This is a genomic window from Paenibacillus ginsengarvi (genome assembly GCF_003626695.1).
Taxonomy (GTDB): Bacteria; Bacillota; Bacilli; order Paenibacillales; family NBRC-103111; genus Paenibacillus_AB; species Paenibacillus_AB ginsengarvi.
Map to the genome: position 1 here is coordinate 286,199 of NZ_RBAH01000005.1, position 24,840 is coordinate 311,038.

Sequence of the window (24,840 nt, forward strand, 5' to 3'; positions counted from 1 at the left end):
ACGGGGAGGGACTCGCAGTATGGGGGAAGCGACTCCGAAAGGGGTATATCCTACGCTTTGGGATTGGGTCGAGCAGTCGCGCGCCGGCCTGTTCCGCGATCACGAAATGCAAAATGTGATGTATATGGAGGAAGCGGTCCGACTTACGAAGCCGAAAGGGATCAAGCCTCCGGATCATCCGGCCTTTGAAAACGAAGCCGTCACGATTCCGAAGGCGTACGTCGCCGTATTACCCCAAGGGCGGTATTGGGTCGCGGAAAATAAAATGGCGGCCGTCATAGCGCCGGACAACAAAATCGTCATGGACGTTTCGATGCAGTACCGCCGGCAGGATGACGCGATTCATCCCGTATACAAGAGGAGCGAGCTGCCGCCCGCCAACAGCACGGGGGATACGGTCGCGCTCATCAATTTCATTTGGGACAACAATTATTACCACTGGCTCGGCGATGTTTTGGGACGATTGCATCTGCTGGAAAGAAGCGGCATCCGCGTCGACAAATATATGGTGACCGGCAAAGGTTCGCCCAAATATAAAAGCGAGACTTTGGCCATGCTGGGCGTTCCAGAGAAAAAAATCGTGAAAAGTAAGCCGGGAATGCATCTAAAGCCTAGAAGACTTGTCGTCCCTTCTCTGGCAACGTATCGGCTGCAGCCCTTTGTCCCTCATTCGATGCCCAAATGGGCGAGCCATTATTTGCGCAATGCATTTCTGAGCCAAATCGGCCATGTGCCCGCGGACAGTCCCAAATGTATTTACATCAGCCGTAAATACGCCGCCGTCCGCAAAATGACGAACGAGGACGATGTGTCCAAATTGCTTGGCGACATCGGATTTCAAGAGGTCGTGCTGGAGTCGCTTCCGCTGGCCGAGCAGATCAAGCTATTCGCCGGAGCGGAACTGATCGTGGCCCCTCACGGAGCCGGGCTCGCCAATCTGATGTTTTGCCGGCCCGGTACGAAGGTGCTGGAGCTATTCGCCCCCAATTACGTCCATCCGGTATACTGGTACCTCAGCAACCATATCGGGCTTGACTACTATTACTTGTTCGGCGAAGGCGAGCGTCTGCCGATTATGGCGGGTATCGGGAATTGCGATTGCCGCACCGATAACATAACCGTGAACATGGAGCAGTTATTTGAAACCGTTTATGAGATGAAAACGGGGGGATTGGAATGAGCGTAGCGCTACCGGCGGGTACGTATTCAACGCTTCGGGACTGGAGCCTAGCGCAGCGAGGAAACGCATCGCACTATGAAGTTTACGGTGCCCAGCCCCTCCAGATGGCGGAGCCACATACGGTGGATTCCGAGCTTCATCCCGTCTTCCGGCAGCGCAGCGCAGCGATACCCGAAGGTTATGTCGCCGTGCTGCCGGAAGGACGGTATTACGGGGGCGAGGATTTTTCCGGCGCCGTCATTACCCCCGATAACCGGCTTGTATGGGACGTATCGACGAATTTCATCATTCCGAACTGGGTTCATCCGATCTATAGATGCGGATCGCTGCCGCCCCTCGTCCGCACGGCGGAGACGGTTGCGGTACTTACGTTCATCTGGAGCCGCAACTATTTCCACTGGGTGATCGACGTGCTCGGGCGTCTCGCCTTGCTCCAAAAAAGCGGGATCCCGATCGACAAATACATCATCTCCGGGGACGGTCCCGCGGCTTTTCAGGAGGAAACGCTGACGCTGCTCGGCATTCCCCCGCAGCGGATCATCCGCTCCTATAACGGGCTTCATCTGCAAGCGGAGCGCCTGGTCGTGCCTTCGCTTCAGCCCTACAACCTGCTGCCGTTCAAGTCCAATCAGGTGCCAAGGTGGGCGACCGATTTCGTGCGAAGCGAGCTGTACCGGATCGTGAGGCCTCAGCCGCTGTCCGGCTTCGAGCGCATCTATATCAGCCGCAAGGACGCCAATCACCGGAAGGTGCTGAACGAGGGCGATGTGATTCGCATGCTGATGTCCCGAGGATTTCGCGAAGTGACGCTCGCCGGGAAAACGGTGGCGGAGCAGATCCGTTTATTTCGCTCGGCGCAGATCATTATCGCTCCGCACGGGGCAAGCTTGACGAATCTGATATTCTGCCAGACCGGCGCCCGTGTGCTGGACATATTGCCGACGCGGTACATGTACCCCTGCTTCTGGCACATCAGCAGCTACTACGGGCTAAGCTACGCTTATTTGATCGCTCAGGGCATGCGGCTCGCGGAGAACGAGGGCATCGGCAAAGTCGGGTATGTGCACGACGATATAAGCGTAGATATTGGGGCGCTAACGGTAATGCTTACGCGTATGGGTGTCTAGCGGAATACGAAGGAAGTCGGGGGCGTCGTGCACATAGGGGCGGGTTACGTCATAACATGTGAAAGAAGCCTTTTAACTGAAGGGGGGAGATCTTCGTGCAGCATGAAGTCACCTCGATTATCGCGCATATGGCCAAATCGCATTGCGAGATGGCCCGTATGCTCGAAGCGAAGCGGCAATCGATCACCAATATGGCCCATATCGTATCGGCGCTTCCGAATGAAGCGATTGAGTTCGGGGGAACCGAGCTGATCGCAACCAATTCCGTCGATTTGACAAAAAACGTGAGTGCCTATTTGAGCAGCCTGGCCGATTTGGCCGATGCGATCGGGGATCATCTGGAGCTCGTCATCAAGGAGCTGGCCGAACAAGACGAGGAATAAGGAGAGCTACTGCAAAATTGTCGGTAAAGGAGGGAAACTGGTGGAACGGTCGGAATCGTTTTTGTGGATGCTTCGCGCCTCGGCGAAAATGCAGCATGACATCTCGATCATTCTCGAAGCGAAGGCGAACGAGGCGGAGAAGTCGCGGGACTGGATATGCGTCCATCTCAATCATCAAAGCTATGAAACCCACGAGGATCAATTGAAGAAACCGCTCGAAATGCACGAATCGTTCATCGAGCTGATCGACGGTCTGACCAAGATGGAAAACGCGCTCTCCAAAAACTTGAAGGTCGTGCTGAACAAAAGCGAAGACAGCTCGGATGGCGGGGGATTGGACGGCTTCGGCGGACTCGGCGGCTTGTTTGGCGGCTCGGGGGACGATACGTGATGGGATGGCTGAGGCGGCAGCAGGAAATGAAGCTGGATATTTTGGAATCGCTGGCGCGAAGCCAGCGGGCGATGGCGCGCATCATGGAAAGCGCGGCGTCCATGAGCGAAGGCGAGCAGGGCCAACCGGTCGATAAAGACTTGCGGAAAAGCATGGAAGCGATCGAGCGGTATCAACTGGCGATTATGGACAAAATGCTCGGCATCCGCGTTCGCGAGGTACATGTCTCGCCGCCCGCCGTCCCATGGACGAACGAACAGCTGCGGGTATGCTCGTCGTACGACCCGAAGCCGCAGCCTAAGCCGGAGCAGGATCTGGAGCAGGAAAACAAAGAAACACCCGCGCCTTGATGCAATAGGCTCTGGGTGTTTCTTGTTTGTTTGCCGGAACTATGAGCTTCGATCAGATCGAAAACTTGCTGAGCGACTCCTTGAGCGAATTCGACAACTGCTCGAGCTTTTCGGACAGTTTGACGAGCCCGTCGCTAATGCTAAGCTGCTCTGAGCTGAGAGACGCGACTTCCTGCGAAGTGGCCGAAGACTGCTCGGCGACCGCGCTGACGTTCGTCATCGCTTCCGACAGGACATGCTGCGACTCTTGCAGCTGCTCTACGGAGCCGGTCACTTCCTGCAGCTTGCCGGCAAAGCCGTCCATTTGCGCCTGCACCTGCTTGAAGATGTCGTCGGCGTTTTTGACCGATGTAATCTGCTCCTGGAAGATCGGGTATGCTTCGGACAGCACGCCGACGGTTTCCTTCATCTCGGTCTGAATTTTGGCTGTAATTTGCGCCACGACGTCGATCGATTGTCTGGACTGGTCGGCCAGCTTGCGAATCTCGTCGGCAACAACCATGAAGCCTTTGCCTGCCGCGCCTGCGCGGGCCGCTTCGATCGTTGCGTTCAGCGACAAGATGTTCGTTTGCTTCGTAATATTGTCGAGCATATCGAGAATTTTGCGGATCGAGCTTGTGCTCTCCTGAAGCTTCTCGACCTTGTCCGCCATCGAGCGGATCATCTCCTCGGTCGTTCCCGTCTTCGTGATCAGCTCGGACATGTAGTCCGCACCCTTGCGGCTGGCCGTCTGCACTTCCGCAGCCGCCGTTTCCATCATCGCGTTCGCTTCGACGACGTGGCCGACCTTCACGTTGATCGTGCCGGTCAAGTCGCTGCCGCGCTCCGCTTCGACCGCGAGAGAGGATGCGCCGCTCGCGATCTCCTCCGTAGCGACTGCGATCTCCTTGGCTGAGATCGACGTTTTCCGCGATGCGTCCGACAGCTCGGAGGCGGTGTTCAGCACTTCCTGCGCCGACAAATTCGTCTGCGAAACGAGCGAAGTAATCTGTTCCATCATTTCGTTAAAGCTGGCCGACAATTGGCCGATCTCGTCCTGCCGGCCGTTATCCTTCACGCGAACGGTCAGGTTGCCGCGAGCGCCCTCCATCATCAGATTGCGCAGCGAGACGAGCGGATGGGCGATCATGCGGATGACGAGCAATCCGACGAGAATCGCCAGCACGATGGCGACGAGAACCATGATGATCGTCAGCGTGAAGATGGTTGAGGCGTCCTTGACCAGTTCGCCGACCGGAATCGTTCCGACAAGAAGCCAATCCGATTTTTGGATCGGATCGTATACGGTCAAAATTTCTTCCTTGTCCTTCACCGCCTCGAAATTGTCAGAATCTATGCCCGTTTTCGCGATGTTGGCGGCAACGTCGACTATGTATGGAGTTTCAAGCTCTTCGGACGTTTCCGAATAAACTACATTGTTGTCCTTGCCGATAATCGCGATGCTGCTCCCTTGTCCGATCGAAACGACCCCGAGCGCCTCGCGCAAAGCGTTCGTTTTCAGCTCCATAATGAGAATGCCTTCGACAGAGCTTGACTTGATGTTGCGCAGCACGCGCCCGACGGCGAACGAATTCGGCGTGGACACATAGCCGGCTTTTTTCGTCGGCAGCCATACGGCTTTGCCGTCGGCTTCCTTGATCTTGGTAAACCAGTCGGATTTGTACACGTCGTCCTTCGGCGTCGTCGTACGATACGTGTCCGTCACTTCCGCATTCAGCGGAAGAATGTTGATGTCGCCGATTTTCGAATTGGCGAGCACATAGCTTTTCAGCCTGCTGCTCACGAGCTGTCCGGTTTGCAGCTTGTCGAACTGTGTCAGCGTTTTGTCCTTATACTTGCTCATGTTATCGGCTACCGCATCGTCGGACATAATCTGGATCGTGATATTTTCCATGCTTTCGAGCAGGAAATCGACTTTGTCCGTCGCTTGCGTAATCGTCTGCTGGGAGGCGTCCGCCACCTTGTTCTTAATGATGCTTTTCGATATTTGGTAGGATAAGATCCCGATAATAAGGACCAGGGAAACAATGCTCGCAAAAAAAATGAGCAAAAGCTTCATCCCTACGGATCGAACCGGGTTTTGCAGACGGAGCTGCTGTTTCAGTTGCCGAATATCGGCTCCGGACATGTCGGCCCGCGTCTTGCTCCATGATTTGGATAGTCGCGAGAGCCATTTGAACAATGTCCCTTTCATAAAAATCCCACCTTCGCCATAATCATCGTTGTTCGCTGGTAGCGTCTGTAAGTCTATTCGACAATGATATGGATTTTCCTTTTTAAATCGACAAATTTCGTAGAAAAACATTCCAGATTAGGTTGTGAAACTCGGGACTTCCAGCCGATCGGGCGGAGTACGGACGCCGCGCTGTGCCGCAAGTACGAGCCAACGCAGGCGCTAAGCGGACCGAAAAGCCCATTCGGACGATTACCGGATGATCCCAAATCTAGAAAAGACGCGTCCGCTCCCGCTTCCATGCGGGAACGAACGCGTCTGACAGCCGGGCGCGAAGCGAAGCCTAGCGCACATAACCCAAAATCCGGTCGGCAAGCGATTCGGCCGACTCGAGTCCGGCCCAAAATAAATCCATCTCGGCGTCGAGCGCTTCGATCTTATCGACGTCGGCGAACAGCTCATGAATAAAATAGCCGCCTTCGATCTGACCCCGCGATATGTTGAGCAAGGCGAGGCTCGCCTCGTCCCAAACGGCTTCGGTCACTGCCGGCTGACATGACAAAAAGCCGGTTTCCTTCGCAAGCTTTTTTTGCAGTGCCGGCTGGTAGGCCAGGCGCAGAAATGCTAGAGCCAGCTCCTGCTCCTTGCACCGCTTCGGAATCATGTAGGCGTTGGCCACGAGCAGCGTCGACTTGAGCGGTCCGAAAGGCAGCGGCGCGATCTTCGCTTCGAACGTCATACTGTCGTTACGCCAGCCGGCCATTTCGATCGTGGTAGTCATCACCATAGCGGCTTTTTCGCGCAGAAACGCATTGCTGTTCGATTGGGCGCGCCAGCTCTGGAACAGCGTCGCCACCCTTTGCCGGTAAATGACGTCGTGGAAAAACTCTAGCGTGCGCACAAGGTCGTCGCGGCTCGTAGCCGGGTCGAATTTGACGCCGTTTTGCAGAGCGACGACGGGCCAGCGGCTGAAATAGGACGAAAGCGACAGCCCGTACAGGTCGATGATGCCGTCCCGATCGAGATCGACGGTCAGCCGCTCGGCCGCTTCGATCAAATCGCGCTTGTTCCAGTCCGCCACCGGCTCGGTTACGCCGAACCGGGCGAACAGCTCGGGATTGTAGGCCAAATAAACCGGGGAAAACGTGGACGGGATGGCGATCTGGACGCCGGACGCGCGGAACGGCTCGGTGACGCGCGGATACAGGCCTTTCAGCACATCGCTTAAATGCTCTTCCAGATCGAGATACGCATCCGGCTGCTCCACATCGGCGAAATTGCGGTCCGTAACGATAAGAAGGTCCGGATATTTGCCGAGCTCCTCGCTCACCCGCATCGAATCCCAGAAGTTCCAGCTCGGAAAGCTGAGCAGCTTGACGTCGACATGGGGGTACATCTGCTGGAACGCTTCCATAATAGTGCCCAGGCACAAATCGGCGAAGTAGGAGGGGGAGATGGCGACGATGTGCAGCGTGCGTCTTTCGCTCGGCGGCACGACAAGATCGGGCGAGACGATCGTGCCTTGTCCGACCTTTTTGACGATAAGCCCTTCCTTTTGCAGCTGTTCCAGCGATTTGCGGACCGATGTGCGGCTAATGCCGTAATATTTGCACAGCTCGTTCTCCGACAGTAAATATTCACCCGGCTTGATGAAGCCAGACATAATCTGCTCGCGAATAATGTTCGCCAGACGCGAGTAGCGGAATTCGTTGTCTCGTCTCATTCGTTCCCTTCCGTTCCGATTGCTTTTCTGAATATTATATCGAAAAAAACGCCTGCCGAACAGCCGAATCTAAGACGTTGTACGACCTGGCGCCAGCAAGCGGCGGCGCTAGTAGAAGCGCGCGTTTTTTCGTTGGACAAAAAGCGAAGGAATGATAAATTAAAGATATCCTTCAAGAAAGGCGGAGTGCCGATGGTGTTTAGGAACTTGTTTCGATCCAAAAGTCTCGCGACGACGAGTTCGGTCCTGATTTCGTGCTTATTCCTGCTTGTGATTGGCACTATGACGACGGTATCCCATCTGGAGAGCAGGCGGGAGTATCACGATCAGTTCGAGAACCTCGGAAAATCGTTCGCCGTCCAAATGCAAGCGAATTCAGATTTGGTTGTCACCGCTTACGACCGGTTGAAAAATAATAAAGGAAGCGACGACTCGTCCTTCAAAATTATGCAAAGACAGCTCGAAGCGATGGTGCAGGGCTCTGCCATCCGAAACGCCTATTTGTTCATGCCCGAGAGAAGCGGCGGGAACGAGCTGGTTACGATGCAGAGCAGTCTGGAACTGGCCGGCGAAGGACTGACGCCCGGCGCCGTCTACAAAATGGAATCTTATTTCCTTACCGGCTACGAGCAGGCGATGAAGGACGGAGCCGCGCTAACCGAGCCTTTCGTCGATACGATAGGGGAATGGATCTCGTACTTGGCGCCGATCAAGGACGATAGCGGCAAAGTGATCGCTTTGTTCGGCGTCGATTTCGACAACGGGGAAGTCGAGCACAAGCTGCTTCGGATGCTGCTTGAAAGCATCGGAATGGCGGCGCTGTTTCTCCTCGGCACGATTGTAATCGTCGCGATTATGCTGCGTGTTGCCTTAAAGCCGCTCCGCCGCCTGGCCGAATTGTCCCGTATGGCCGCGCAGGGAGATCTGACCGTATCCGTTCCGGTGACGAGCGGCAACGAGATTGGACAAGCGGCCGAATCGTTTAACGCGATGATCGTTAGCCTGCGGGATTTAGCCGTTCAGATCCACCGCAATTCCGCGGAAGTAGCCGCATCGGCAGTTCATTTGCAGGAAAGCGCGGGCCAAACGGCGGAGGCTACGCAGGAAATCGTCGATGCGATCCAGCAGGTGGCTTCGGGCGCAGATACGCAACTACAGAGCTCACAAGAATGCCAGCGGGCGATGACCGAGATGACGATCGGCATTCAGCGCATCGCCGAATCGTCGACGCTCGTATCGGAGCTGGCGGCGGAATCGGCCGCAAGCGCTAGCGACGGCCGTTCCGTCATGGGCAAGGCCGTGGAACAGATGCGTGTTATCGAGCGGGAACTCCACGAGTCGGTTGAGGTCATCAGCGAACTCAAGCAGCTTGGCGACAACATCGGAGAGATTACAAGCCTCATTACCGATATTTCGAACCAGACGAATCTGCTGGCGCTGAACGCTTCCATCGAAGCGGCGCGCGCGGGGGAGCACGGTAAAGGTTTTGCCGTCGTCGGCCAGGAAATTCGTAAGCTGGCGGAGCGGTCGAGGGTATCTTCGGACCAGATTCAATCGATGCTGGAGGGGATCGGGCAATATACGGCGAAGGCGGCGGAGTCGCTCGAGCGATCGAGGGAGGATGCGAGGACCGGCTCGGCCGCGGCCGGCGAAGCGGGAGAGATGTTCGGCAGCATCGTCGCTTCGACGAGGCGCGTATCGGAGCAGGTGCAGGAAATATCCGCGTCGTCGCAGCAAATGTCCGCAGGCAGCGAACAAATCGCGGCGTCGATGCTGGAGCTGGAAACGATTGCGACTACTTCGTCGCAGCATTCCGATCGGGTCGCCGCTTCGTCGGAGGAGCAGCTCGCATCGATGCAGGCCGTGGCAGGCGCAGCCGACCAGCTTCGCGTCCTGGCGGACGGTCTCCAGCAGGCCATCGACCGTTTTCGCGTATAATCGGTCCGGATCGGTACATAACCGTTCCTTAGGGGAATACCCATACAAGAGGTTGTCCGAAAGGCTAGAGGCCGGGGGACGCCTCTTTTCTATGCCCGATAAGGGCAAAGAATGATTTCGAGCCGTTGGGGCAAGCTACCAACGTTACATGGATTTGGACTTGGCAAGGAGGAGAATAGCGTTGTTTTTTCGGAAAAAGGGCAAGAGCGGCACCCGCCAAAATTCCCGCCATGGACAACTAAACCCGCAAGGCCAGGCTCCGAAAAAAACGCTGCATACGAGCCTCGAAGAAAACATCAGATCGGTTCGCGAAGCGCTCGGGAATAGCACGGATTTGGTCATCCGGGAGCTGGGCTACGGCGAAAACGGAGAAGTGCGGCAGGCCTTGCTATACACGGACGGATTGGCCGACGAAAAAATGATCGCGCAATTCGTCATGGATTCCGCTTGGCTGGTAAGCCGGCCCAGTGCGGAGCCGGATCGCGAACGCACCGGGGAGCAGCGGGATCTGCACGCCCGTATCCGGAGTTTCGGCTCGGCCGGAGATATGCGGCGGATCGCCGATATGGACGGTTTGTTTAATGCGCTGCTGTCCGGGGACGCCGTTATTTTGACGGAGGGGCATTCGGAAGGCTGTGCTGCCGGCATGCGAGCGCCGAACGACCGGAGCGTAACCGAGCCTACCTCCGAATCGGTAGTTCGCGGGCCGCGCGAAGCGTTCACGGAAACGCTGCGTACGAACACGGCTTTGATCCGGCGTAAAATCAAAAGCCCGAACCTGTGGATGGAAACGAAGCAGATCGGGGAAGTGACGAAAACCGATGTTGCGATTATGTTTATCCGCGGTATAGCCAGCGACAAAGTCGTCGAGGAAGTCCGTTTGCGTCTGGATCGAATTCGCATAGACGGCATTTTGGAAAGCGGCTATATCGAGGAACTGATTCAAGACGAAACGATAACCCCCTTTCCGACCATGTACAACACCGAGAGGCCGGATGTCATCGCCGCCGAGCTTTTGGAGGGAAAAGTCGCCATTATTGTGGACGGGACTCCGTTCGTTCTGGTCGTACCGGCGCTGTTCGTTTCTTTTATCCATGCGGCCGAGGACTACTATCACCGTGCGGATATTAGCAGTCTGATCCGGCTTTTGCGTTATATCGGCATGTTTATCTCATTGCTCGGCCCGTCGCTGTACATTGCGATTACGACGTTTCATCAGGAGATGCTGCCGACCGATCTGCTCATCTCGCTCGCCGCCGCCCGGGAAGGCGTTCCTTTCCCAGCTTTTATCGAAGCGCTGATCATGGAAGTTACGTTCGAGATTTTGCGGGAGGCGGGTATCCGCATGCCGAGAACGATAGGTCCGGCGGTTTCCGTAGTCGGCACGCTGGTCATCGGGCAGGCCGCGGTCGAGGCGGGAATCGTTTCGTCGGCTATGGTCATTATCGTAGCGATTACAGCGATCAGCAACTTCGTATTCCCGTCTTACAGCATGGCGAATTCGTTCCGCATGCTCCGCTTTTTCTTCATGGGGCTTGCGGCCATATTCGGTTTGTTCGGCATTATTGTCGGGATCGTTGCGATGGTTCTTCATTTAAGCAGCTTGCGCTCGTTCGGGATTCCATATATGAGTCCCTTTGCACCTTGGAGCGGTTCCGACCAGAAAGACGCGCTGATTAGGGCTCCGTGGTGGGCCATGCTTACGCGTCCACGCCTGATTCAGCGAAGAAACGCCGTTCGCCAGACCTATAGTCCGCCGAAGGCGAAGCCGCGGCAATAGAACGGAGGACAGGAGGCCGGTCATGAGACGGATGGCGTCACTTCATCTTTGCCTTCTGCTGTTGGCTCTGTTTTTGACCGGCTGCTGGAGCCGCCGGGAATTGAACGATTTGGGAATAGCGGTTGGCCTGAGTATGGATAAAACGGGAGACGAATACGAGATCTCCGTACAAATTGTCGACCCCAGCGAAGTGTCCTCCAAAAAGGGAGGGGCGAGCGGAAGGGCTCCGGTGACGCTTTATAGCGCTAAAGGCGGTACCGTAGCGGAAGCGGTTCGCCGATTGACCGGAGCGACGCCGCGGAGAACTTATTTTTCGCATATCCGGATTTTTTTGATATCTGAGGAGCTCGCCAAGGGAGGCATCCGGGAAGCGCTCGATTTCATATCGAGAGATCACGAGTTCCGTACGGACTTTTACATCGCGATCGCTAGGGGAATGCCGGCGAAACGGCTGCTGGGCGGCATGTCCCACCTGGAAAAAATACCGGCGAGCAAAATTTTCGATACGCTCGAGGTTGCGGACAAGGAATGGTCGCCTGTGGTGACCGTGCAGCTCGATGATCTTCTGAGCAGTCTGGCCAAGCAAGGGAAAAATTCGGTGCTCACCAGCTTCCATCTGGAAGGGGACCGGGTAAAAGGCGGAACGAAGGAAGATATCGAAAGGGTCCAGCCGATTGCGATCGTGCAAATCGGCGAACTCGCCGTATTCAAGGGAGACAGGCTGGTCGGCTGGCTGAACGAGACGGAGAGCAGAGGGTATACCGACCTGACCGACAAATTGAAGCGAACCGTCATCGGGGTCACCTGTCCGAAGGGCGGTAAGCTTGCGGTGAATATCATCCGGTCCGATACGAGAGTGAGCGGCCGGATAACAGGCGGCAAGCCGGCGATTACTGTCAAAAGCCGGGCCGAGGCTGACGTTTCCGATGTAGAATGTTCGATCGATCTGACCAAAATCAAAACGATTACGGAATTGGAGAAGAAAGTCGAAGCTGCAATCCAATCGTATAGCGAAGCATCGATAAAAAAAGCGAAGTCGCTCAAATCGGACATTTTCGGTTTTGGCGAGGTATTTCACCGGATGGAGACGGCCTATTGGAATCAGGTCAAGGACGACTGGGATCGGCATTTTCCGGACGTACAGGTCGAGCTGGAAGTGGATGTGCAGATCAGGCGTACCGGAACGATCGGCAATACGGTTCCAAATAAATGAGAGGAGCGATCCGTATGCTTGCGGTATTGGGAATACTCGGGGCAAGCGTCGGCATCATGATAATCGACATGCCCTCGCTTTGGAAAAAAAAGATGAAGAAAGAGCTGTTCGTATTTATCGTGCTGCTCGTGCTCGGGATGGGCTTATGTATATCGAATGCGCTGCACATCCATATTCCGAACCCCTTGGAGGGGGCGACCACCTTGTTCAAGCCGCTGAGCGATATTGTTCTACGACTATTCAAGTAAGGCGGGGGCAAAAGGATGAACAGGGAAGAAAAAGTATCCCCTCGTCAATTCACAATATTCATGTCGTTATTTACGATGGGGACGGCGATATTGACGGTTCCGTCGAATCAGGCTTCGTACGCGGGCCGGGACGGCTGGCTCGCGACGATGATGGGAGCGGTACTGGGATTGCTGCTGGTCTGGCTGTATACGTCGATAGGAAAACGCCATCCCTCCCATTCGCTGGTGCAGCTTAACGAGAAGCTGCTCGGGAAATGGGCGGGCAAGGCGTTCTCCCTGCTGTTCATTATGCTCCTGTTCATAGGAGGGCCGGCTCCCGTCTTATATTACGTCGGCAATTTCATGACCTCGCAGATGATGCCGGATACCCCGATCCAGGCTTTTCATATTGCGTTTGCGCTCATTGTCGTCATGGGCGCCCGTCTGGGGCTTGAGGTGCTCGGACGTTCGGCCGAGCTGCTGTTTCCCAGCTTCCTGCTTCTGTTTATCGTATTCGTTCTGCTGGTGGCTCCGCAGGCCAAAATCGACAATGTGCAGCCCGTGCTGGAATTGGGATTTCGGCCGATGTGGCCGGCCGTTACTTATTACTTGAGCCTTACCGCTCTGCCGACGGCTACCATGCTTTTGATTTTCCCGTCGCAGATTGATAGGCCTCAGGAGGCGCGGAAGGCATTTTTTGTCGGATATATGTTCGGTGCGGTTGTCATGATCCTTATTGTGGCCCTTAGCATTCTGGTGCTGGGCTCCGACTTGACGGAAAGAAACATGTATCCGAGCTATGCTTTGGCCAAAAAAATAAGCGTCGGCCGTTTTCTCGAACGGCTCGAGGCGGTCATGGCGTTTATTTGGTTCATCTCTTTATACTTCAAGCTTGTTTTATATTTTTATGCGACTGTAACGGCCTTGGCGCAAATATTCAATATGAAAGAGTACCGCCCCCTCGTCCTGCCCCTCGGCATGATTCTGGTCGCGCTGTCCCTCATCGAGTCTCCGAGCAGCGTATACGAGCAGACTTCGGAACTTACATTCTGGGTTCCATTCATGCTGCTCGTCGGGGTTGTGTATCCGTTATTGCTGCTTGGCCTCTCAGTGATTCGGAAAGCTCGCCGCTCTTAGAGCCGGGGCTCATCTGCCCCGGTTCTTTTTGCGCGATAAACGTGCCACAATCGAAGCTTTCCAATATGCCGTAAATCGTGATACAACTATAATACAGGTTAAGTGAGGGGGAAACGAAAAAAAAGATAACTCCGATCGAAAGAAAGATCAACATTTTTCCGTCCAAGCTTGGTATAGTTATACTTGGGTAAATTGCGGCTCGATGAGTCGAAAGGGGAGAAACCGTCTTGGTATTGAATCGGTTAGGCATTCTTACGGATGAAGTGTATCCGGATGATTTCGAGAAATCGCTGGATTGGATCGTGGAGCAGGGGCTTGGTCATATCGAAGTTCGCGTCGTTGACGGCGTAAACGTCTCGAATATGAGCGATGAGCAGGTGGCCGCGGTTCGCGCCAAGATCGATGCAAGAGGATTGTCCGTCACGGCCATTGCATCGCCGCTGTACAAATGCGCGCTGGACCCGACTCGCAAGGTTGCATCCGGGGACGTATTCGGCCAGGCGGAAGAAAGCGTAGAAGCGCATCACGAGAAGCTGAAGCGCGTAATCGCCATCGCCAAGATGCTGGGCGCAGGCAATATCCGTATTTTCTCGTTCTGGCGGGAAGTGGAGCCGGAGCGTCATTTCGACGAGATCGTCGGTCATTTGAAGCAGGCGGCGGCCGTAGCCGAGCAGGAAGGCGTCATGCTGCTTCAGGAAAATGAACCGTCCTGCAACGGCGGCTTCGCCGAAGAAGTGGGCCATATCGTTCGCGCCGTCAATTCGCCGGCAATGAAAGCGCTGTGGGACCCGGGCAATGAAGCATATGGCGGCCGTCCGGCATTTCCGGAAGGGTACGGGTTCATTAAAGACGTTCTTGCACACGTTCACATTAAAGACGCCTATGTCCTACCGGACGGTTCCTCGCGCTGCGTGCCGGTCGGCTCGGGCAACGTTCCGTTCATCGCTCAACTGAAGGCGCTGCAAGAAGACGGATACAAAGGCCTGTTTACGATTGAAACGCACTATAAGCCGGAAGGCGGCACGAAGGAAGCAGGTTCGCGCATGACACTGGATGCGTTACGCGTGCTTGTGCGGGAAGCTTTTCCTTCCACGGAGGGAACCAAATGAAAACATGGGGATTCGGCATTATCGGCACGGGCTCGATCGCGGATTTTCACGCCGCCGCCATTAAGGAACTGGAGCGGGGCAAGCTTGTCGCCGTCGCCAACCGGACGGAGGAGCGGGCGAAAGCGTTCGCCCAGAAAGAAGATTGCGGCTATTTTACCGATTATAAGGAAATGCTCGCAAGCCCGGATATCGACATCGTCTGCATCACAACCTCGAGCGGCAGCCACGCCTCGATCGGCCTGGACGTGCTGAATGCGGGCAAACATCTGATCGTCGAGAAGCCGGTCGCCATGAATACGAAGCAATCGCTGGAGCTGATCCGGGCGGCGAAGCAAAACGGCGTGACGATGTCGGTCATCTCGCAGCGGCGGTTCGAAGCTCAGCACGTCGCGGTGCGTAACGCTCTGGACAGCGGCGCGCTCGGCAAGCTACTGCTCGTGGAAGTATCGCTACCGTTCTATCGCGCCCAGTCGTACTACGACAGCGCTGAATGGCGCGGTACGATCGAGCAGGATGGCGGAGCGCTCATGAACCAGGGCATCCATTCGATCGACCTGCTGCTCTGGTTCGGCGGCATCGTCGATACCGTATACGGCAAAACGGCTACGCAGACGCACCAGATGGAAGCGGAAGATATGGGGCTTGCGCTGCTTACATTCAAGAACGGCGCGTTCGGCACGATTATGGCGTCGACGAGCATCCAGCCGGGCTTTGCGGCGGCGATGAACCTGTACGGCGAGAAAGGCTCGATCAAGCTCGAGGGTTCCGCGATTTCGCATTGGACCGTTCCGGGCATGGAGCCGCCGGATTTGGGCGGCAATACGAACTACGGAGGCGTCTCCGATCCGCGCAGCATTTCGCATGTGAATCACCGCGTTCAGATGGACAACGTCATCGATGCGATCGAGAGCGGCAAGGAGCTGTATCTCAAAGGCATCGACGGCCTGCGCGCCGTTCAGCTCGTCGAAGCGATCTATGAGTCGTCGGCGAAGGGAGAGCCGATCAAGCTGGAAGAGGTGTCCGAATGAGCGCGGACTCCAAACTGCTGCTCGGAACCGCCAAAATCGACATTATGCCGGTTAAGCCGATCCCGCTTGCGGGGTTCGGCAGCCGGAGCGGCCCGTTCGAAGGCGTCAATCGCCGGCTGTTCGTTAGAGTGAACGTGCTTGAGCAGGAAGTGGGCGGAGCGAAGCGCCGTCTGCTGATCGCTCAAGGCGACATCATCTGGTGGGGCAGCGAGCGGATGGAGCATATTCGGGCGACTCTTGCGGAACGTTTCGGCATCGGGCCTTCGGATCTGATACTCAGCGCCCAGCATACACACGGCGGACCCTCGACGAGCGAGTCGTTTCTGGAAATTCTCGGCATACCGGATAGCGATTATTTGCAAGCCTTGGACGAAGCGCTGTTCAGCGGCGTCGAGCAGGCGATCGCAGGACTGGAGCCGGTAACGGCGGAGCGCGGGAAGGGCGAATGCCGCATCGGCATCAACCGGCGCAAAATCGTAAAAGGCAAAATGACGATGGCGCCGAATCCGGAAGGACTGCTCGACCCGGACGTGAACGTAATCCGTTTCCGCAAGGAAAGCGGCGCTACGAAGGCGGTATTCATTCATTATAGTTGCCATCCGACGACGACGAACTCGAACTATGTGACATCGGAATATCCCGGCGTCGCCGCGGAACGGCTCGAAGCTACGATCGGCTGCGGCGCCGTCGTATCGTTTTTGCAGGGCTGCACGGGCAACATCCGTCCGTCGCTGCACCGCGACGACAGGTTTTACGCCGGCAGCGAGGAGGACGTGGCGCGGCTCGGACGCGCGCTGGCGGACGAGGTCGAGCGCGTGCTCGGCGGAGAGATGGCGGCGCTTTCGCCGTCGCTGGCGCCAGGGAAGCGTGTCGTTGTCCGGCTTCCGTTTGAGGAACTGCCGACGGTGGACCAGCTCGAGGCGGCTTTAGCCGAAGGCGGGACGAAGGGACAATGGGCCGCGAAGCTGCGAAGCCACCCGGAGAAGCTGCAGCCGGACATTCCGTTCGACCTTACGTATCTGGTTTTGGCGGACGGCTTGTCGTTCCTGGCTATGGACGGGGAAGTCGTGCTCGAATACGGCGACTACATCAAACGGGCGACCGGAGACCGGACGCTCGCCATGGGATACAGCAACGGCATGATCGGCTACGTCCCGACGGCGGCGCAAATCACGGAAGGCGGCTACGAGGGCCGGGAATCCGGCATCTATTTTGCTTTGCCGGCGGCGTTCTCGCCTGTTATCGAGAAGGTCATCAAGAAAGCAATCGACGAATTGATCGGAGACGATGATAAAATGCCCTTGCAACCACAGCCTGTCAAGGCGGAATCGGTAGATCAGCTGAAAGTGAACGTATACGCAAACCGCGGCGATTTGGGAGCGGCCGCAGGCCGTGCGGCAGCGGCCAAAATCAAGGAGCTGCTGGGGACGAAGGACCGCATCCGGATGATTTTCGCCGCCGCTCCGTCGCAAAATGAATTTCTGGAGACGCTTGTCGCCGATGGCGATATCGACTGGTCGCGGATTACAGCTTTCCATATGGACGAATATATCGGGCTGCCGAGCGACGCTCCGCAAAAGTTCAGCCGATTCCTGAGCGAGCGGCTGTTCGATGTCGTAAAGCCGGGCACGGTGAACTTGATCGACAGCTCCAGCTCGATCGAAGCGGAATGCGCAAGGTATGGAGCTTTGCTGCGCGAAGCGCCGATCGATATCGTCTGCCTCGGCATCGGCGAGAACGGCCATATCGCGTTTAACGATCCGCCGGTAGCCGATTTTGCCGATCCCGAGACGATCAAGCCGGTCGAGCTCGACGACGAATGCCGCCAGCAGCAGGTGAACGACGGCTGTTTCCCGGCATTCGGCGATGTGCCGACTCATGCGCTGACGCTGACGATCCCAACGCTGCTGTCGGGCTCTTACTTGTACTGTATGGTTCCCGGTCCGACGAAGCGGGCCGCGGTGAACCGCACCTTGAACGGCAGCATCTCGACGGAATGCCCGTCCACGGTGCTTCGCCGTCATCCGAACTGTACGTTGTACGTAGACCGCGATTCGTATGGAGCGTGAGAAGATGAACGGTAGCGGAAACGCAAGCGGATTTTCGATGCTGGAAGGAAAGCATTATGCCACCGGCAAGCCGGTGCGCGTGCTCATTCGCGACGGAGTCATAGCCGGCGTGGAAGCGCTCGATTATACCCACGCCGAGGAGCTTCCCTGGATTGCTCCGGGCCTCGTCGATCTGCAAATCAACGGTTACGCGGGCGACGATTTCAATACACTGCCGTTCGATACCGATATGGTCGTAAGAGCGAGTCAGGGGCTGTGGGGCGAAGGCGTCACGTCGTACTACCCGACGGTCATTACGAACTCGCCCGAGGCCATCGAAGAGGCAGTCGGCATTATCGCCAGCGCGTGCGACCACGATGCCCGGACGAATCGTTCGGTTGCGGGCATTCACGTCGAAGGCCCGTTTATCTCGCCGGAGGATGGGGCGAGAGGGGCGCACAGCCTCGATTATGTGCGAGCTCCCGATTGGGAGATGTTCGAGAAGTGGCAGCGCGCCGCCGGCGGACGTATCCGCATCTTGACGCTGTCGCCGGAATGGCCGAATAGCGCGGAATTTATCGCAAAATGCAGCGCGAGCGGCGTCACCGTCTCGATCGGCCATACGTCGGCGACGCCGGAGCAGATTCGCGAGGCTGTGCGCGCCGGTGCGCGCATGTCCACGCATCTCGGCAACGGCGCGCATCTGACGATGCCGCGACATCCGAACTACATCTGGGAGCAGCTCGCACAGGACGATCTGTGGTCGTGCGTCATCGCCGACGGTTTCCATCTGCCGGAGTCGGTCCTGAAGGTCATCTTCAAGACGAAAGGCGCTCAGGCGCTTATGGTCAGCGACGCCGTTTATTTGTGCGGCATGCCGTCCGGAGAGTATACGACCCACGTCGGCGGAAAGGTCGTACTGACCGAGGAAGGCCGGCTCTCGCTGGCGAGCAACCCGAAAATTTTGGCCGGCTCGGCGCAAATGCTGGTGTGGGGCATCGAGCATGTCGTACGTTGCGGCCTCGCCTCTTTGAGCGAGGCTTGGGACATGTCCTCGATTCGCCCGGCGGCTTTCATGAAGCTGACGGCGGCGCAAGGGATTGCGGACGGAGCCCCTGCCGATCTTGTGCTGTTCGAGCAGGCCGGCGACCGGGTGCGGGTGCTGGAAACGTATAAGGACGGGGAGCTCGTATACGAACTGGAGGAGACACGATAATGAAATTCGCGGCATTCAGCGGCGTTCTGATCGAACATAGCATTCAAGAGGCGCTCCAGCTTACGAAAAAGCTCGGCTTTGACGGCATCGAGATTGCCGTGCGGGAACCGCATTTGTCGGCGACGACAAGCGCCCCCCGCATCAAGGAGCTGCGCTCGGTGGCGGACGACCTCGGCCTTGAAATTCCGGTGCTGGCCGGGTATATGGGCGGTTTCTCGACGGGCAGCGATAAGGAGTGCGAGCAGGCGTTTAGCGATTTCCAGCGCATTCTGGACATTTCCGGCTCGCTTGGTTCCGGTATGATCCGCGTTGGGGCGGGCGGTCCGAACGCTTTCCTGGCGCAGGACTACCACTACGCCAAAGCGGCCCACTGGCTCCGCAAATGCGCGGTCGAAGCGGCGAAAAGCGGCAAAAGCATCGTGCTTGAAATTCATAATATTTCGCTCGTCGAAACGGTCGAATCCGGCCTACGCTTGCTGGACATGGTCGGCGAGGACAACGTAGGTCTTATTCACGACGCGGGCAATATGTACATTACCGATACCGACTACGGCCGCGATTCGGTAATTGGGCTTGGCAAGCGGATGTTCCACGTTCACGTGAAGGACGAGAAGCGCATTCCTGAGGCGGGGGGACCGGGCACATTCGTCAACCGGACGAAGCACGGAAGCGAGAGCTTCATCCAATGCCGTCTCGGCGAAGGGGAAGCCGATCATCAGCCGCTGTTCGACGCGCTGAACGAAACGGGCTACTCCGGCTGGGTTACGCTCGAATGTCATGCGCCTTTCCCGGCGTATGAGCGCTTGGAGCACGACCTTGCCAAAGTGAAGCAAATGCTTGGCCGGGCTTAAAAGCCCGTGGCGGGAGCACCGCCGGCTATCCAACCGCTTGTTTAAGCGGTGGATAGCCGGTGCGGGCTCCCGTTTTTTTGTTGTAATGGTTGAAAAGCTTCGGCGTACGAAGCGGAAGGTTGCCCGCCAATGTAACTCTTTGCAGATAGCGGCCCTTGGAACCTCTTATTTTTCGTGAAAAGTGTGTATTTGGAAAAATAGAGGTCCAATGGGACTCTTATACGGGGGAAGCAGCCTCATTAAACCATTCCCGGCTCAAATAAGAGCCCGGAAAGGCTGCTATCCGTTGGGAGCCGTTGAAGGTTAGGAGTTTAAGGGGCTCAAGAGGCTCTTATTTTTAGCAAGCAGCGAGTGGCTGCCCGTATTTGGTGGCTGCAGAGCGTCGCTGCGTGGATTGAAACATTGAAAAGACATGAAAACATCCGTATACTGGAGTCGTCGCTTCCCGTATGGGGGATGGGGATGGAAACTCCTGCGCGACTCATCAAGAAGTAAACTTGCAGCGGTCGCTTCCCGAATGGGGAGCGTGGAACGAACTACCAAACGAACGAATCCGAAATGAGGGAATTCCATGAATCATACATTTGAAACGCTCGGGATCGGACCGGGGCTGGCCGAGGTGCTCGAGAAGCACGGCATAACCGAGCCTTCGCCGGTACAAGCGGAAGCCATTCCCGCCGCGCTGGCCGGCGGCGACCTGCTGGCCCAATCGCAGACGGGCACAGGCAAAACGCTGGCGTATTTGCTGCCGATCCTGCAGCAGATCGATCCAACGCTTAAGGAGCTGCAGGCGATCGTGCTTGTGCCGACGCGCGAGCTTGGCGTGCAAATCGCCGCGGAAATCGAGAAATACGGCGGACCGGCGGGCATTCGCGGTCAAGCGCTGATCGGCGGCGCGGCGCTTAGCCGCCAAGTCGAGCGGCTGAAGCTGCATCCGCATATGATCGCCGGAACGCCGGGACGGATCGCCGAGCTGCTGCGGATGCGCAAGGTGAAGCTGCATCGGGTGCGGACGATCGTGATCGACGAGGCGGACCAGATGTTTGCGCTTGGCGCGGCGAAGGAAGCGGAGAACATTATCGAAAGCGCGATGCGTGACCGGCAGCTGCTGTTTTTCTCGGCCACGCTGACGACCGACGTGCGGCGCCTTGCCGGCAGATGGATGCGCGAGCCGCGCGAGATCGAGATCGATCCCGGCGTCCGGACGGCGGGCGGGATCGAACATCTCGTATTCGTGTGCCAGGAACGGGACAAGCTGGATACGCTGCGCCGCCTCGTTCGGTTGTACGACCCGCGGTCGGCGCTTGTGTTCGTGAACGAACTGGATGTGATCGCGGAGGTAGCCGCCAAGCTTCAATATGCGGGATTATCGGCGGATGCGCTGTACGGCGATGCGCCAAAGCAGGAGCGGACGACACTGCTGAATCGGTTCCGCACCGGCAAGCTGCGTACGCTTGTCGCCACGGATGTGGCCGCCAGAGGGCTCGACATCGAGGGACTGACTCACGTATTCCATCTGCAGCCTGCGCTGGACGCCGACCATTACGTGCATCGCGCCGGACGGACGGGACGTATGGGACGAAGCGGCCTATCCGTGTCAATCGCCACCGAGCAGGAGATGTTCATTATACGCAAGTTCGAGAAGCAGCTTGGTATCGTGATCCACCGCAAGGCGATGTACAAAGGCCAAGTCGTCGAGCCGCACGAAGCTCGCGGCCCAGCCGTCCGCAGTGTCGGCAAGCTTGCAGGCAGTCGTCCGGCGGCGCCTCGCAAGAGCGAAGAGGCGTCAGCCGGATTGTCATCCGCAGCGGGCAAGGCGGCCCGTGGCGAGGAGCCAAGCGACAGTTCCGCGCAAAGCCGTCAGCCGGATGTTTCATCGCTTCGCTCCAGGTCCGGAGGATTTCGGACGATGGGAGCCGCCAGCCTCCGCAACGAGAAGGAAAAGACACGCTCCGGCGGCCCGAGCCGGGAAAAGGCCGGCGAGCGGGAACGCGATCGCAAAAACAAGGGCGCTCCGCGCTGGCTGAAAGAAAAGCAGGAGCGGGATCCGAAGAGCTAAAGCAGCCGCAAAGCGACGATTTTGTTTTTTGGTCATGCGGTTTACGGGAGAGGGACAGGTTGATCCGAAAAATAGTAAAGATTGCGGCCGTAGTTCTGGTTGCCGTCGTGCTCGCCGCCGCAGCGCTGTTGTGGTATGCAAGACCAGTAGAGCCGCTTGACCTGAGCTACGGGAGTATTTCACTGGCCCAGAAAGGGATCGAAATGATCAAAGCGCGCAAGCCGGAGCTGCATATCAGCGAGAAGGAGCTGAACGACCTGCTCAAGAAGCAGCTTGCCGAACGCGCTCAGCTAAGTCCGGATGTCGTCGTTGAAGGAGCGCGCTTCGAGCAGCGGGGCAACCGGATCACCGCGTACGTCAATCTGAAGGCGGCCGGTTTGATCGCGGCTGGCCTGTCTGCCGATTTTACGGTGGAATGGAAGCCGCCCAAGCTGATCGTGAATCCGGCCGAGGCTCGCATTCGCAGCCTGAGTGTTCCGGCGTCGTGGCTGCCGATCGAGCCCCTCGAGATTAATCTGGCCGAGGCGCTGCCGTCTCTTGTCGGCATTCAGGAGATTCGCTTCGAAGAGCGGGACATTGTCGTCGCCTTCAAGCTGAACGGATTGCTTCCATGACCTGGCGGCCCTGCGAGCGGACGACAGATCGGCTGCGACCGCGCTTTCGCAAGGGCATCCGCTTCGCCTTAGCGGCAGGCGGGCCTTTTGCACGATCGGTCTCCAGAACGATGACGGATGAAGGCACCTTCTGGTACACTGGAATCCGACTTTGCCAGAGAGATGGAGGCCGACCGTAAGTGAATGTCATCAGTCAATATGCAATTCCTTTTGCCATAATCGCGCTAGTCATCTATCGCCGTACGCGAAGAAGCATCGGCTTCCAAAAGCTGTCCGTGCGCCGGATGAGAGTGCGGCTAATCTTTTTCTCCATCATCGCGCTGCTGCTGCTGGCGCTGGCCGCCACCCACCCGATCATGCTGGTCGGCTATGCGGCAGGGATATTCGGCGGACTCGTGCTGGCCCGGTACGCGGCCCGGCACTTCGTGACCGAGACGAGGGGCGACGGGTTGTATTACCGGACCCATATCTGGATCGAATCGACCGTTCTGGCGTTGTTCCTCGGCCGGATCGCGTATCGCTTTATCGAGATGGGCCTATCGCCGGCCGCTATGTCGAACGCAGCGCCTGACCCGGCCGCGATTGCCAAGGACCCGGTCACCGGAGCCGTATTGTTCATCATCATCGCTTATTACTTCGCTTATTATTTGTTTGTCATGCGCAGAGCGAGTCAGCTTGGCAGCCCATCCTGACCGGCTGCGAACCGAGAGCCCGAGGCCTAGAAGCCCGGGTTCTTTTTTTTGTCGTGATAAGTGAATTCGGCCATTAACGGCAAAATCGGGTCATCCGGCCGGGCGATAGGAGCGGCCATCCGCTCTGCAAGCGGCATATAGATACAAGTGGGGGAACGAACGATATCTCCAGAAAGGAGCTGGCTTTCGGATGGGTCACCGAAACGGCAAGCTGACGCTTTCGATGATTGTTAAAAATGAAAGCGGGCGCTACTTGCAGCGCGCTCTCGAAACGCATAAGCCGTGGATCGACGAGGCGGTCATCATCGACGACGGCAGCACGGACGATACGGCGGCGATATGCGAAGCGGCCCTGGATGGCATTCCGCTGACGATTATTCGCAATTCCGAATCCCGCTTCGCTAACGAAGTCGTCTTGCGCAAGCAGCAATGGGAGGTCACTGTCGCTACCGGACCGGACTGGATCATCAATCTGGACGGCGACGAAATTTTCGAAGCCGGATTTGCCGCTCAGGTGGATGATATTGTGAGCGGGAAAGAGGACGCGGTCTATTTCCGCCTGTACGATATGTGGAGCGAAACCCATTATCGCGACGATTTTTACTGGCGGGCGCATCATATGTTCCGGCCGTTCATGATCCGGTATAAGCCGGATATCCGCTACGAATGGCTGGAGACGCCGCAGCATTGCGGCCGGTTCCCGGTAACGATCGGCCATTTCCCTTACCTCTGCCATCCGGCGCGGCTGAAGCATTACGGCTGGGCGCGTCCGGAGGATCGGAAGGCGAAGTACGAACGGTATATGCAGCTCGATCCCGGGTCCCGGTACGGCTGGAAGGAGCAGTATGACTCGATCATGGATGAGCGGCCGCATCTTGTTCCATGGGAGGAATAGAACGATGCTAGTTCGAGATATCGAAAAAGGGCTGGGCGGTGCGGACCAGATTTCGTGGAATTACGGACCGCCGCTGGATAACGGCGCTCTCGTCCATCTGTGCCGGCATATTGAGCCCGGTGACGCCCCGCTTTCCGTGCTGGAGCTCGGCGGCGGCCGCTCGACTTTCATGTGGCAGGCGATGCAGGAGCTCGGTCTGTTATCCGTAAACGTCCGGGTGCTGCTGCATGATCCCGCTGCCGCTGACGATCTGGCGAATCGAACGGGGGAAAGCGGAGTCGTGCACGTGCACCAGGCCGGTCTCAAGCAGATTACGGACGACGAATGGGAAAGTGTCTTCGCCGGCGGCGTCTCGGCGCCGGACATTTGGCCGGAGCTCGGCACCTCTGTTCCGCGGGAGCAGTATTACCATTACACGATCCGCAATACGTTCTACGACCAGGTAGACCTTCCGCTCGCCAGACACAGTGTGGATGTTCTGATTGCGGACGGTCCGCACGGAAACGGAAGATCGCTCGCTTACCCGTTGTTTGGCGCTTTGCTGAAGCCGGATGCGCTCGTGCTCGTTGACGATTTCGACCATTATCCGTTTCTGGCCGATCTGGGCCGCCTGTTTCGTTATCGCGAGTTGTACCGGGACATTGCAGGCGACAAGCGCTGGGCGCTCGTGAAGCTCCAAGGAATGGTACAGGGGAGGGAGCCCTAA

Annotated in this window: 22 protein-coding genes; 20 read left to right on the top strand and 2 right to left on the bottom strand. The window is 57.2% G+C overall.

Annotated elements, in window-relative coordinates; all coding sequences use genetic code 11:
• The first annotated feature begins 19 nt into the window (after positions 1–19).
• From D7M11_RS09625 to D7M11_RS09645, 5 genes are all read left to right on the top strand, one after another.
• On the top strand, positions 20–1,180 hold the full coding sequence (locus D7M11_RS09625; protein ID WP_120746987.1) for a glycosyltransferase family 61 protein: 1,161 nt from the start codon (positions 20–22) through the stop codon (positions 1,178–1,180).
• Complete coding sequence (locus D7M11_RS09630; RefSeq protein WP_120746988.1) at positions 1,177–2,307, top strand: glycosyltransferase family 61 protein; 1,131 nt, start codon at positions 1,177–1,179, stop codon at positions 2,305–2,307. Before D7M11_RS09625 ends, D7M11_RS09630 begins: the two co-directional genes overlap by 4 nt.
• A 95-nt stretch (positions 2,308–2,402) precedes the next feature.
• Positions 2,403–2,690, top strand: a complete 288-nt coding sequence (locus tag D7M11_RS09635; protein WP_120746989.1) for a nucleoside-diphosphate sugar epimerase — start codon at positions 2,403–2,405, stop codon at positions 2,688–2,690.
• 40 nt (positions 2,691–2,730) lie between these two features.
• Positions 2,731–3,081: an alpha-helical endospore appendage domain-containing protein gene (locus D7M11_RS09640; RefSeq protein WP_120746990.1), complete on the top strand. Its 351-nt coding sequence runs from the start codon at positions 2,731–2,733 to the stop codon at positions 3,079–3,081.
• Positions 3,078–3,431: a hypothetical protein gene (locus D7M11_RS09645; RefSeq protein WP_147433416.1), complete on the top strand. Its 354-nt coding sequence runs from the start codon at positions 3,078–3,080 to the stop codon at positions 3,429–3,431. Before D7M11_RS09640 ends, D7M11_RS09645 begins: the two co-directional genes overlap by 4 nt.
• Positions 3,432–3,483: 52 nt before the next feature.
• Here D7M11_RS09645 and D7M11_RS09650 read toward each other — a convergent pair whose 3' ends face one another.
• A complete protein-coding gene (locus D7M11_RS09650) occupies positions 3,484–5,625 on the bottom strand; it encodes a methyl-accepting chemotaxis protein (RefSeq protein ID WP_240041023.1) in 2,142 nt (713 codons plus the stop codon).
• A 322-nt stretch (positions 5,626–5,947) separates the two neighbouring features.
• On the bottom strand, positions 5,948–7,327 hold the full coding sequence (locus D7M11_RS09655) for an extracellular solute-binding protein (RefSeq protein WP_120746992.1): 1,380 nt from the start codon (positions 7,325–7,327) through the stop codon (positions 5,948–5,950).
• Positions 7,328–7,597: 270 nt separating this feature from the next.
• Between D7M11_RS09655 and D7M11_RS09660 the strand changes: the two genes are divergently transcribed.
• The 15 genes from D7M11_RS09660 (at position 7,598) to D7M11_RS09730 (ending at position 24,840) form a co-directional block, all read left to right on the top strand.
• Positions 7,598–9,265 (top strand): methyl-accepting chemotaxis protein, encoded by a 1,668-nt coding sequence (locus D7M11_RS09660; RefSeq protein ID WP_205127043.1) that lies wholly within the window; start codon positions 7,598–7,600, stop codon positions 9,263–9,265.
• A gap of 181 nt (positions 9,266–9,446) precedes the next feature.
• Entirely contained in the window at positions 9,447–11,045 is a 1,599-nt protein-coding gene (locus D7M11_RS09665; protein WP_420817949.1) for a spore germination protein, read from the top strand.
• Positions 11,046–11,067: 22 nt separating this feature from the next.
• Positions 11,068–12,258 carry a Ger(x)C family spore germination protein gene (locus D7M11_RS09670; protein WP_120746995.1) on the top strand — a complete coding sequence of 397 codons (1,191 nt, stop codon included), beginning with the start codon at positions 11,068–11,070 and terminating at the stop codon, positions 12,256–12,258.
• Between the two features lie 14 nt (positions 12,259–12,272).
• Positions 12,273–12,506: a hypothetical protein gene (locus tag D7M11_RS09675; RefSeq protein ID WP_120746996.1), complete on the top strand. Its 234-nt coding sequence runs from the start codon at positions 12,273–12,275 to the stop codon at positions 12,504–12,506.
• Positions 12,507–12,521: 15 nt separating this feature from the next.
• Positions 12,522–13,622 carry a GerAB/ArcD/ProY family transporter gene (locus D7M11_RS09680; protein ID WP_120746997.1) on the top strand — a complete coding sequence of 367 codons (1,101 nt, stop codon included), beginning with the start codon at positions 12,522–12,524 and terminating at the stop codon, positions 13,620–13,622.
• Positions 13,623–13,849: 227 nt separating this feature from the next.
• Positions 13,850–14,731 (top strand): sugar phosphate isomerase/epimerase family protein, encoded by an 882-nt coding sequence (locus D7M11_RS09685; protein WP_120746998.1) that lies wholly within the window; start codon positions 13,850–13,852, stop codon positions 14,729–14,731.
• Positions 14,728–15,759 carry a Gfo/Idh/MocA family protein gene (locus D7M11_RS09690; protein ID WP_120746999.1) on the top strand — a complete coding sequence of 344 codons (1,032 nt, stop codon included), beginning with the start codon at positions 14,728–14,730 and terminating at the stop codon, positions 15,757–15,759. The genes D7M11_RS09685 and D7M11_RS09690 overlap by 4 nt, the downstream gene beginning before the upstream one ends.
• Positions 15,756–17,828 (top strand): neutral/alkaline non-lysosomal ceramidase N-terminal domain-containing protein, encoded by a 2,073-nt coding sequence (locus D7M11_RS37910; protein ID WP_120747000.1) that lies wholly within the window; start codon positions 15,756–15,758, stop codon positions 17,826–17,828. The genes D7M11_RS09690 and D7M11_RS37910 overlap by 4 nt, the downstream gene beginning before the upstream one ends.
• Before the next feature lie 4 nt (positions 17,829–17,832).
• Positions 17,833–19,023 carry an N-acetylglucosamine-6-phosphate deacetylase gene (locus tag D7M11_RS09700; RefSeq protein WP_240041025.1) on the top strand — a complete coding sequence of 397 codons (1,191 nt, stop codon included), beginning with the start codon at positions 17,833–17,835 and terminating at the stop codon, positions 19,021–19,023.
• On the top strand, positions 19,023–19,874 hold the full coding sequence (locus D7M11_RS09705; RefSeq protein ID WP_120747001.1) for a sugar phosphate isomerase/epimerase family protein: 852 nt from the start codon (positions 19,023–19,025) through the stop codon (positions 19,872–19,874). The genes D7M11_RS09700 and D7M11_RS09705 overlap by 1 nt, the downstream gene beginning before the upstream one ends.
• Positions 19,875–20,445: 571 nt before the next feature.
• A complete protein-coding gene (locus D7M11_RS09710) occupies positions 20,446–21,933 on the top strand; it encodes a DEAD/DEAH box helicase (RefSeq protein ID WP_120747002.1) in 1,488 nt (495 codons plus the stop codon).
• A 59-nt stretch (positions 21,934–21,992) separates the two neighbouring features.
• Complete coding sequence (locus tag D7M11_RS09715) at positions 21,993–22,547, top strand: hypothetical protein (RefSeq protein WP_120747003.1); 555 nt, start codon at positions 21,993–21,995, stop codon at positions 22,545–22,547.
• A gap of 179 nt (positions 22,548–22,726) precedes the next feature.
• Positions 22,727–23,239 carry a CcdC protein domain-containing protein gene (locus tag D7M11_RS09720; RefSeq protein WP_120747004.1) on the top strand — a complete coding sequence of 171 codons (513 nt, stop codon included), beginning with the start codon at positions 22,727–22,729 and terminating at the stop codon, positions 23,237–23,239.
• A gap of 190 nt (positions 23,240–23,429) precedes the next feature.
• Entirely contained in the window at positions 23,430–24,134 is a 705-nt protein-coding gene (locus D7M11_RS09725; RefSeq protein ID WP_120747005.1) for a glycosyltransferase, read from the top strand.
• Between the two features lie 4 nt (positions 24,135–24,138).
• Positions 24,139–24,840: a hypothetical protein gene (locus D7M11_RS09730; RefSeq protein WP_120747006.1), complete on the top strand. Its 702-nt coding sequence runs from the start codon at positions 24,139–24,141 to the stop codon at positions 24,838–24,840.

Coding starts and splice junctions, on each gene's coding strand:
- D7M11_RS09625 (WP_120746987.1), top strand. CDS start 20: ATGGGGGAAGCGACTCCGAAAGGGGTATATCCTACGCTTTGGGATTGG.
- D7M11_RS09630 (WP_120746988.1), top strand. CDS start 1,177: ATGAGCGTAGCGCTACCGGCGGGTACGTATTCAACGCTTCGGGACTGG.
- D7M11_RS09650 (WP_240041023.1), bottom strand. CDS start 5,625: ATGAAAGGGACATTGTTCAAATGGCTCTCGCGACTATCCAAATCATGG.
- D7M11_RS09655 (WP_120746992.1), bottom strand. CDS start 7,327: ATGAGACGAGACAACGAATTCCGCTACTCGCGTCTGGCGAACATTATT.
- D7M11_RS09670 (WP_120746995.1), top strand. CDS start 11,068: ATGAGACGGATGGCGTCACTTCATCTTTGCCTTCTGCTGTTGGCTCTG.
- D7M11_RS09675 (WP_120746996.1), top strand. CDS start 12,273: ATGCTTGCGGTATTGGGAATACTCGGGGCAAGCGTCGGCATCATGATA.
- D7M11_RS09680 (WP_120746997.1), top strand. CDS start 12,522: ATGAACAGGGAAGAAAAAGTATCCCCTCGTCAATTCACAATATTCATG.
- D7M11_RS09690 (WP_120746999.1), top strand. CDS start 14,728: ATGAAAACATGGGGATTCGGCATTATCGGCACGGGCTCGATCGCGGAT.
- D7M11_RS37910 (WP_120747000.1), top strand. CDS start 15,756: ATGAGCGCGGACTCCAAACTGCTGCTCGGAACCGCCAAAATCGACATT.
- D7M11_RS09700 (WP_240041025.1), top strand. CDS start 17,833: ATGAACGGTAGCGGAAACGCAAGCGGATTTTCGATGCTGGAAGGAAAG.
- D7M11_RS09705 (WP_120747001.1), top strand. CDS start 19,023: ATGAAATTCGCGGCATTCAGCGGCGTTCTGATCGAACATAGCATTCAA.
- D7M11_RS09710 (WP_120747002.1), top strand. CDS start 20,446: ATGAATCATACATTTGAAACGCTCGGGATCGGACCGGGGCTGGCCGAG.
- D7M11_RS09725 (WP_120747005.1), top strand. CDS start 23,430: ATGGGTCACCGAAACGGCAAGCTGACGCTTTCGATGATTGTTAAAAAT.
- D7M11_RS09730 (WP_120747006.1), top strand. CDS start 24,139: ATGCTAGTTCGAGATATCGAAAAAGGGCTGGGCGGTGCGGACCAGATT.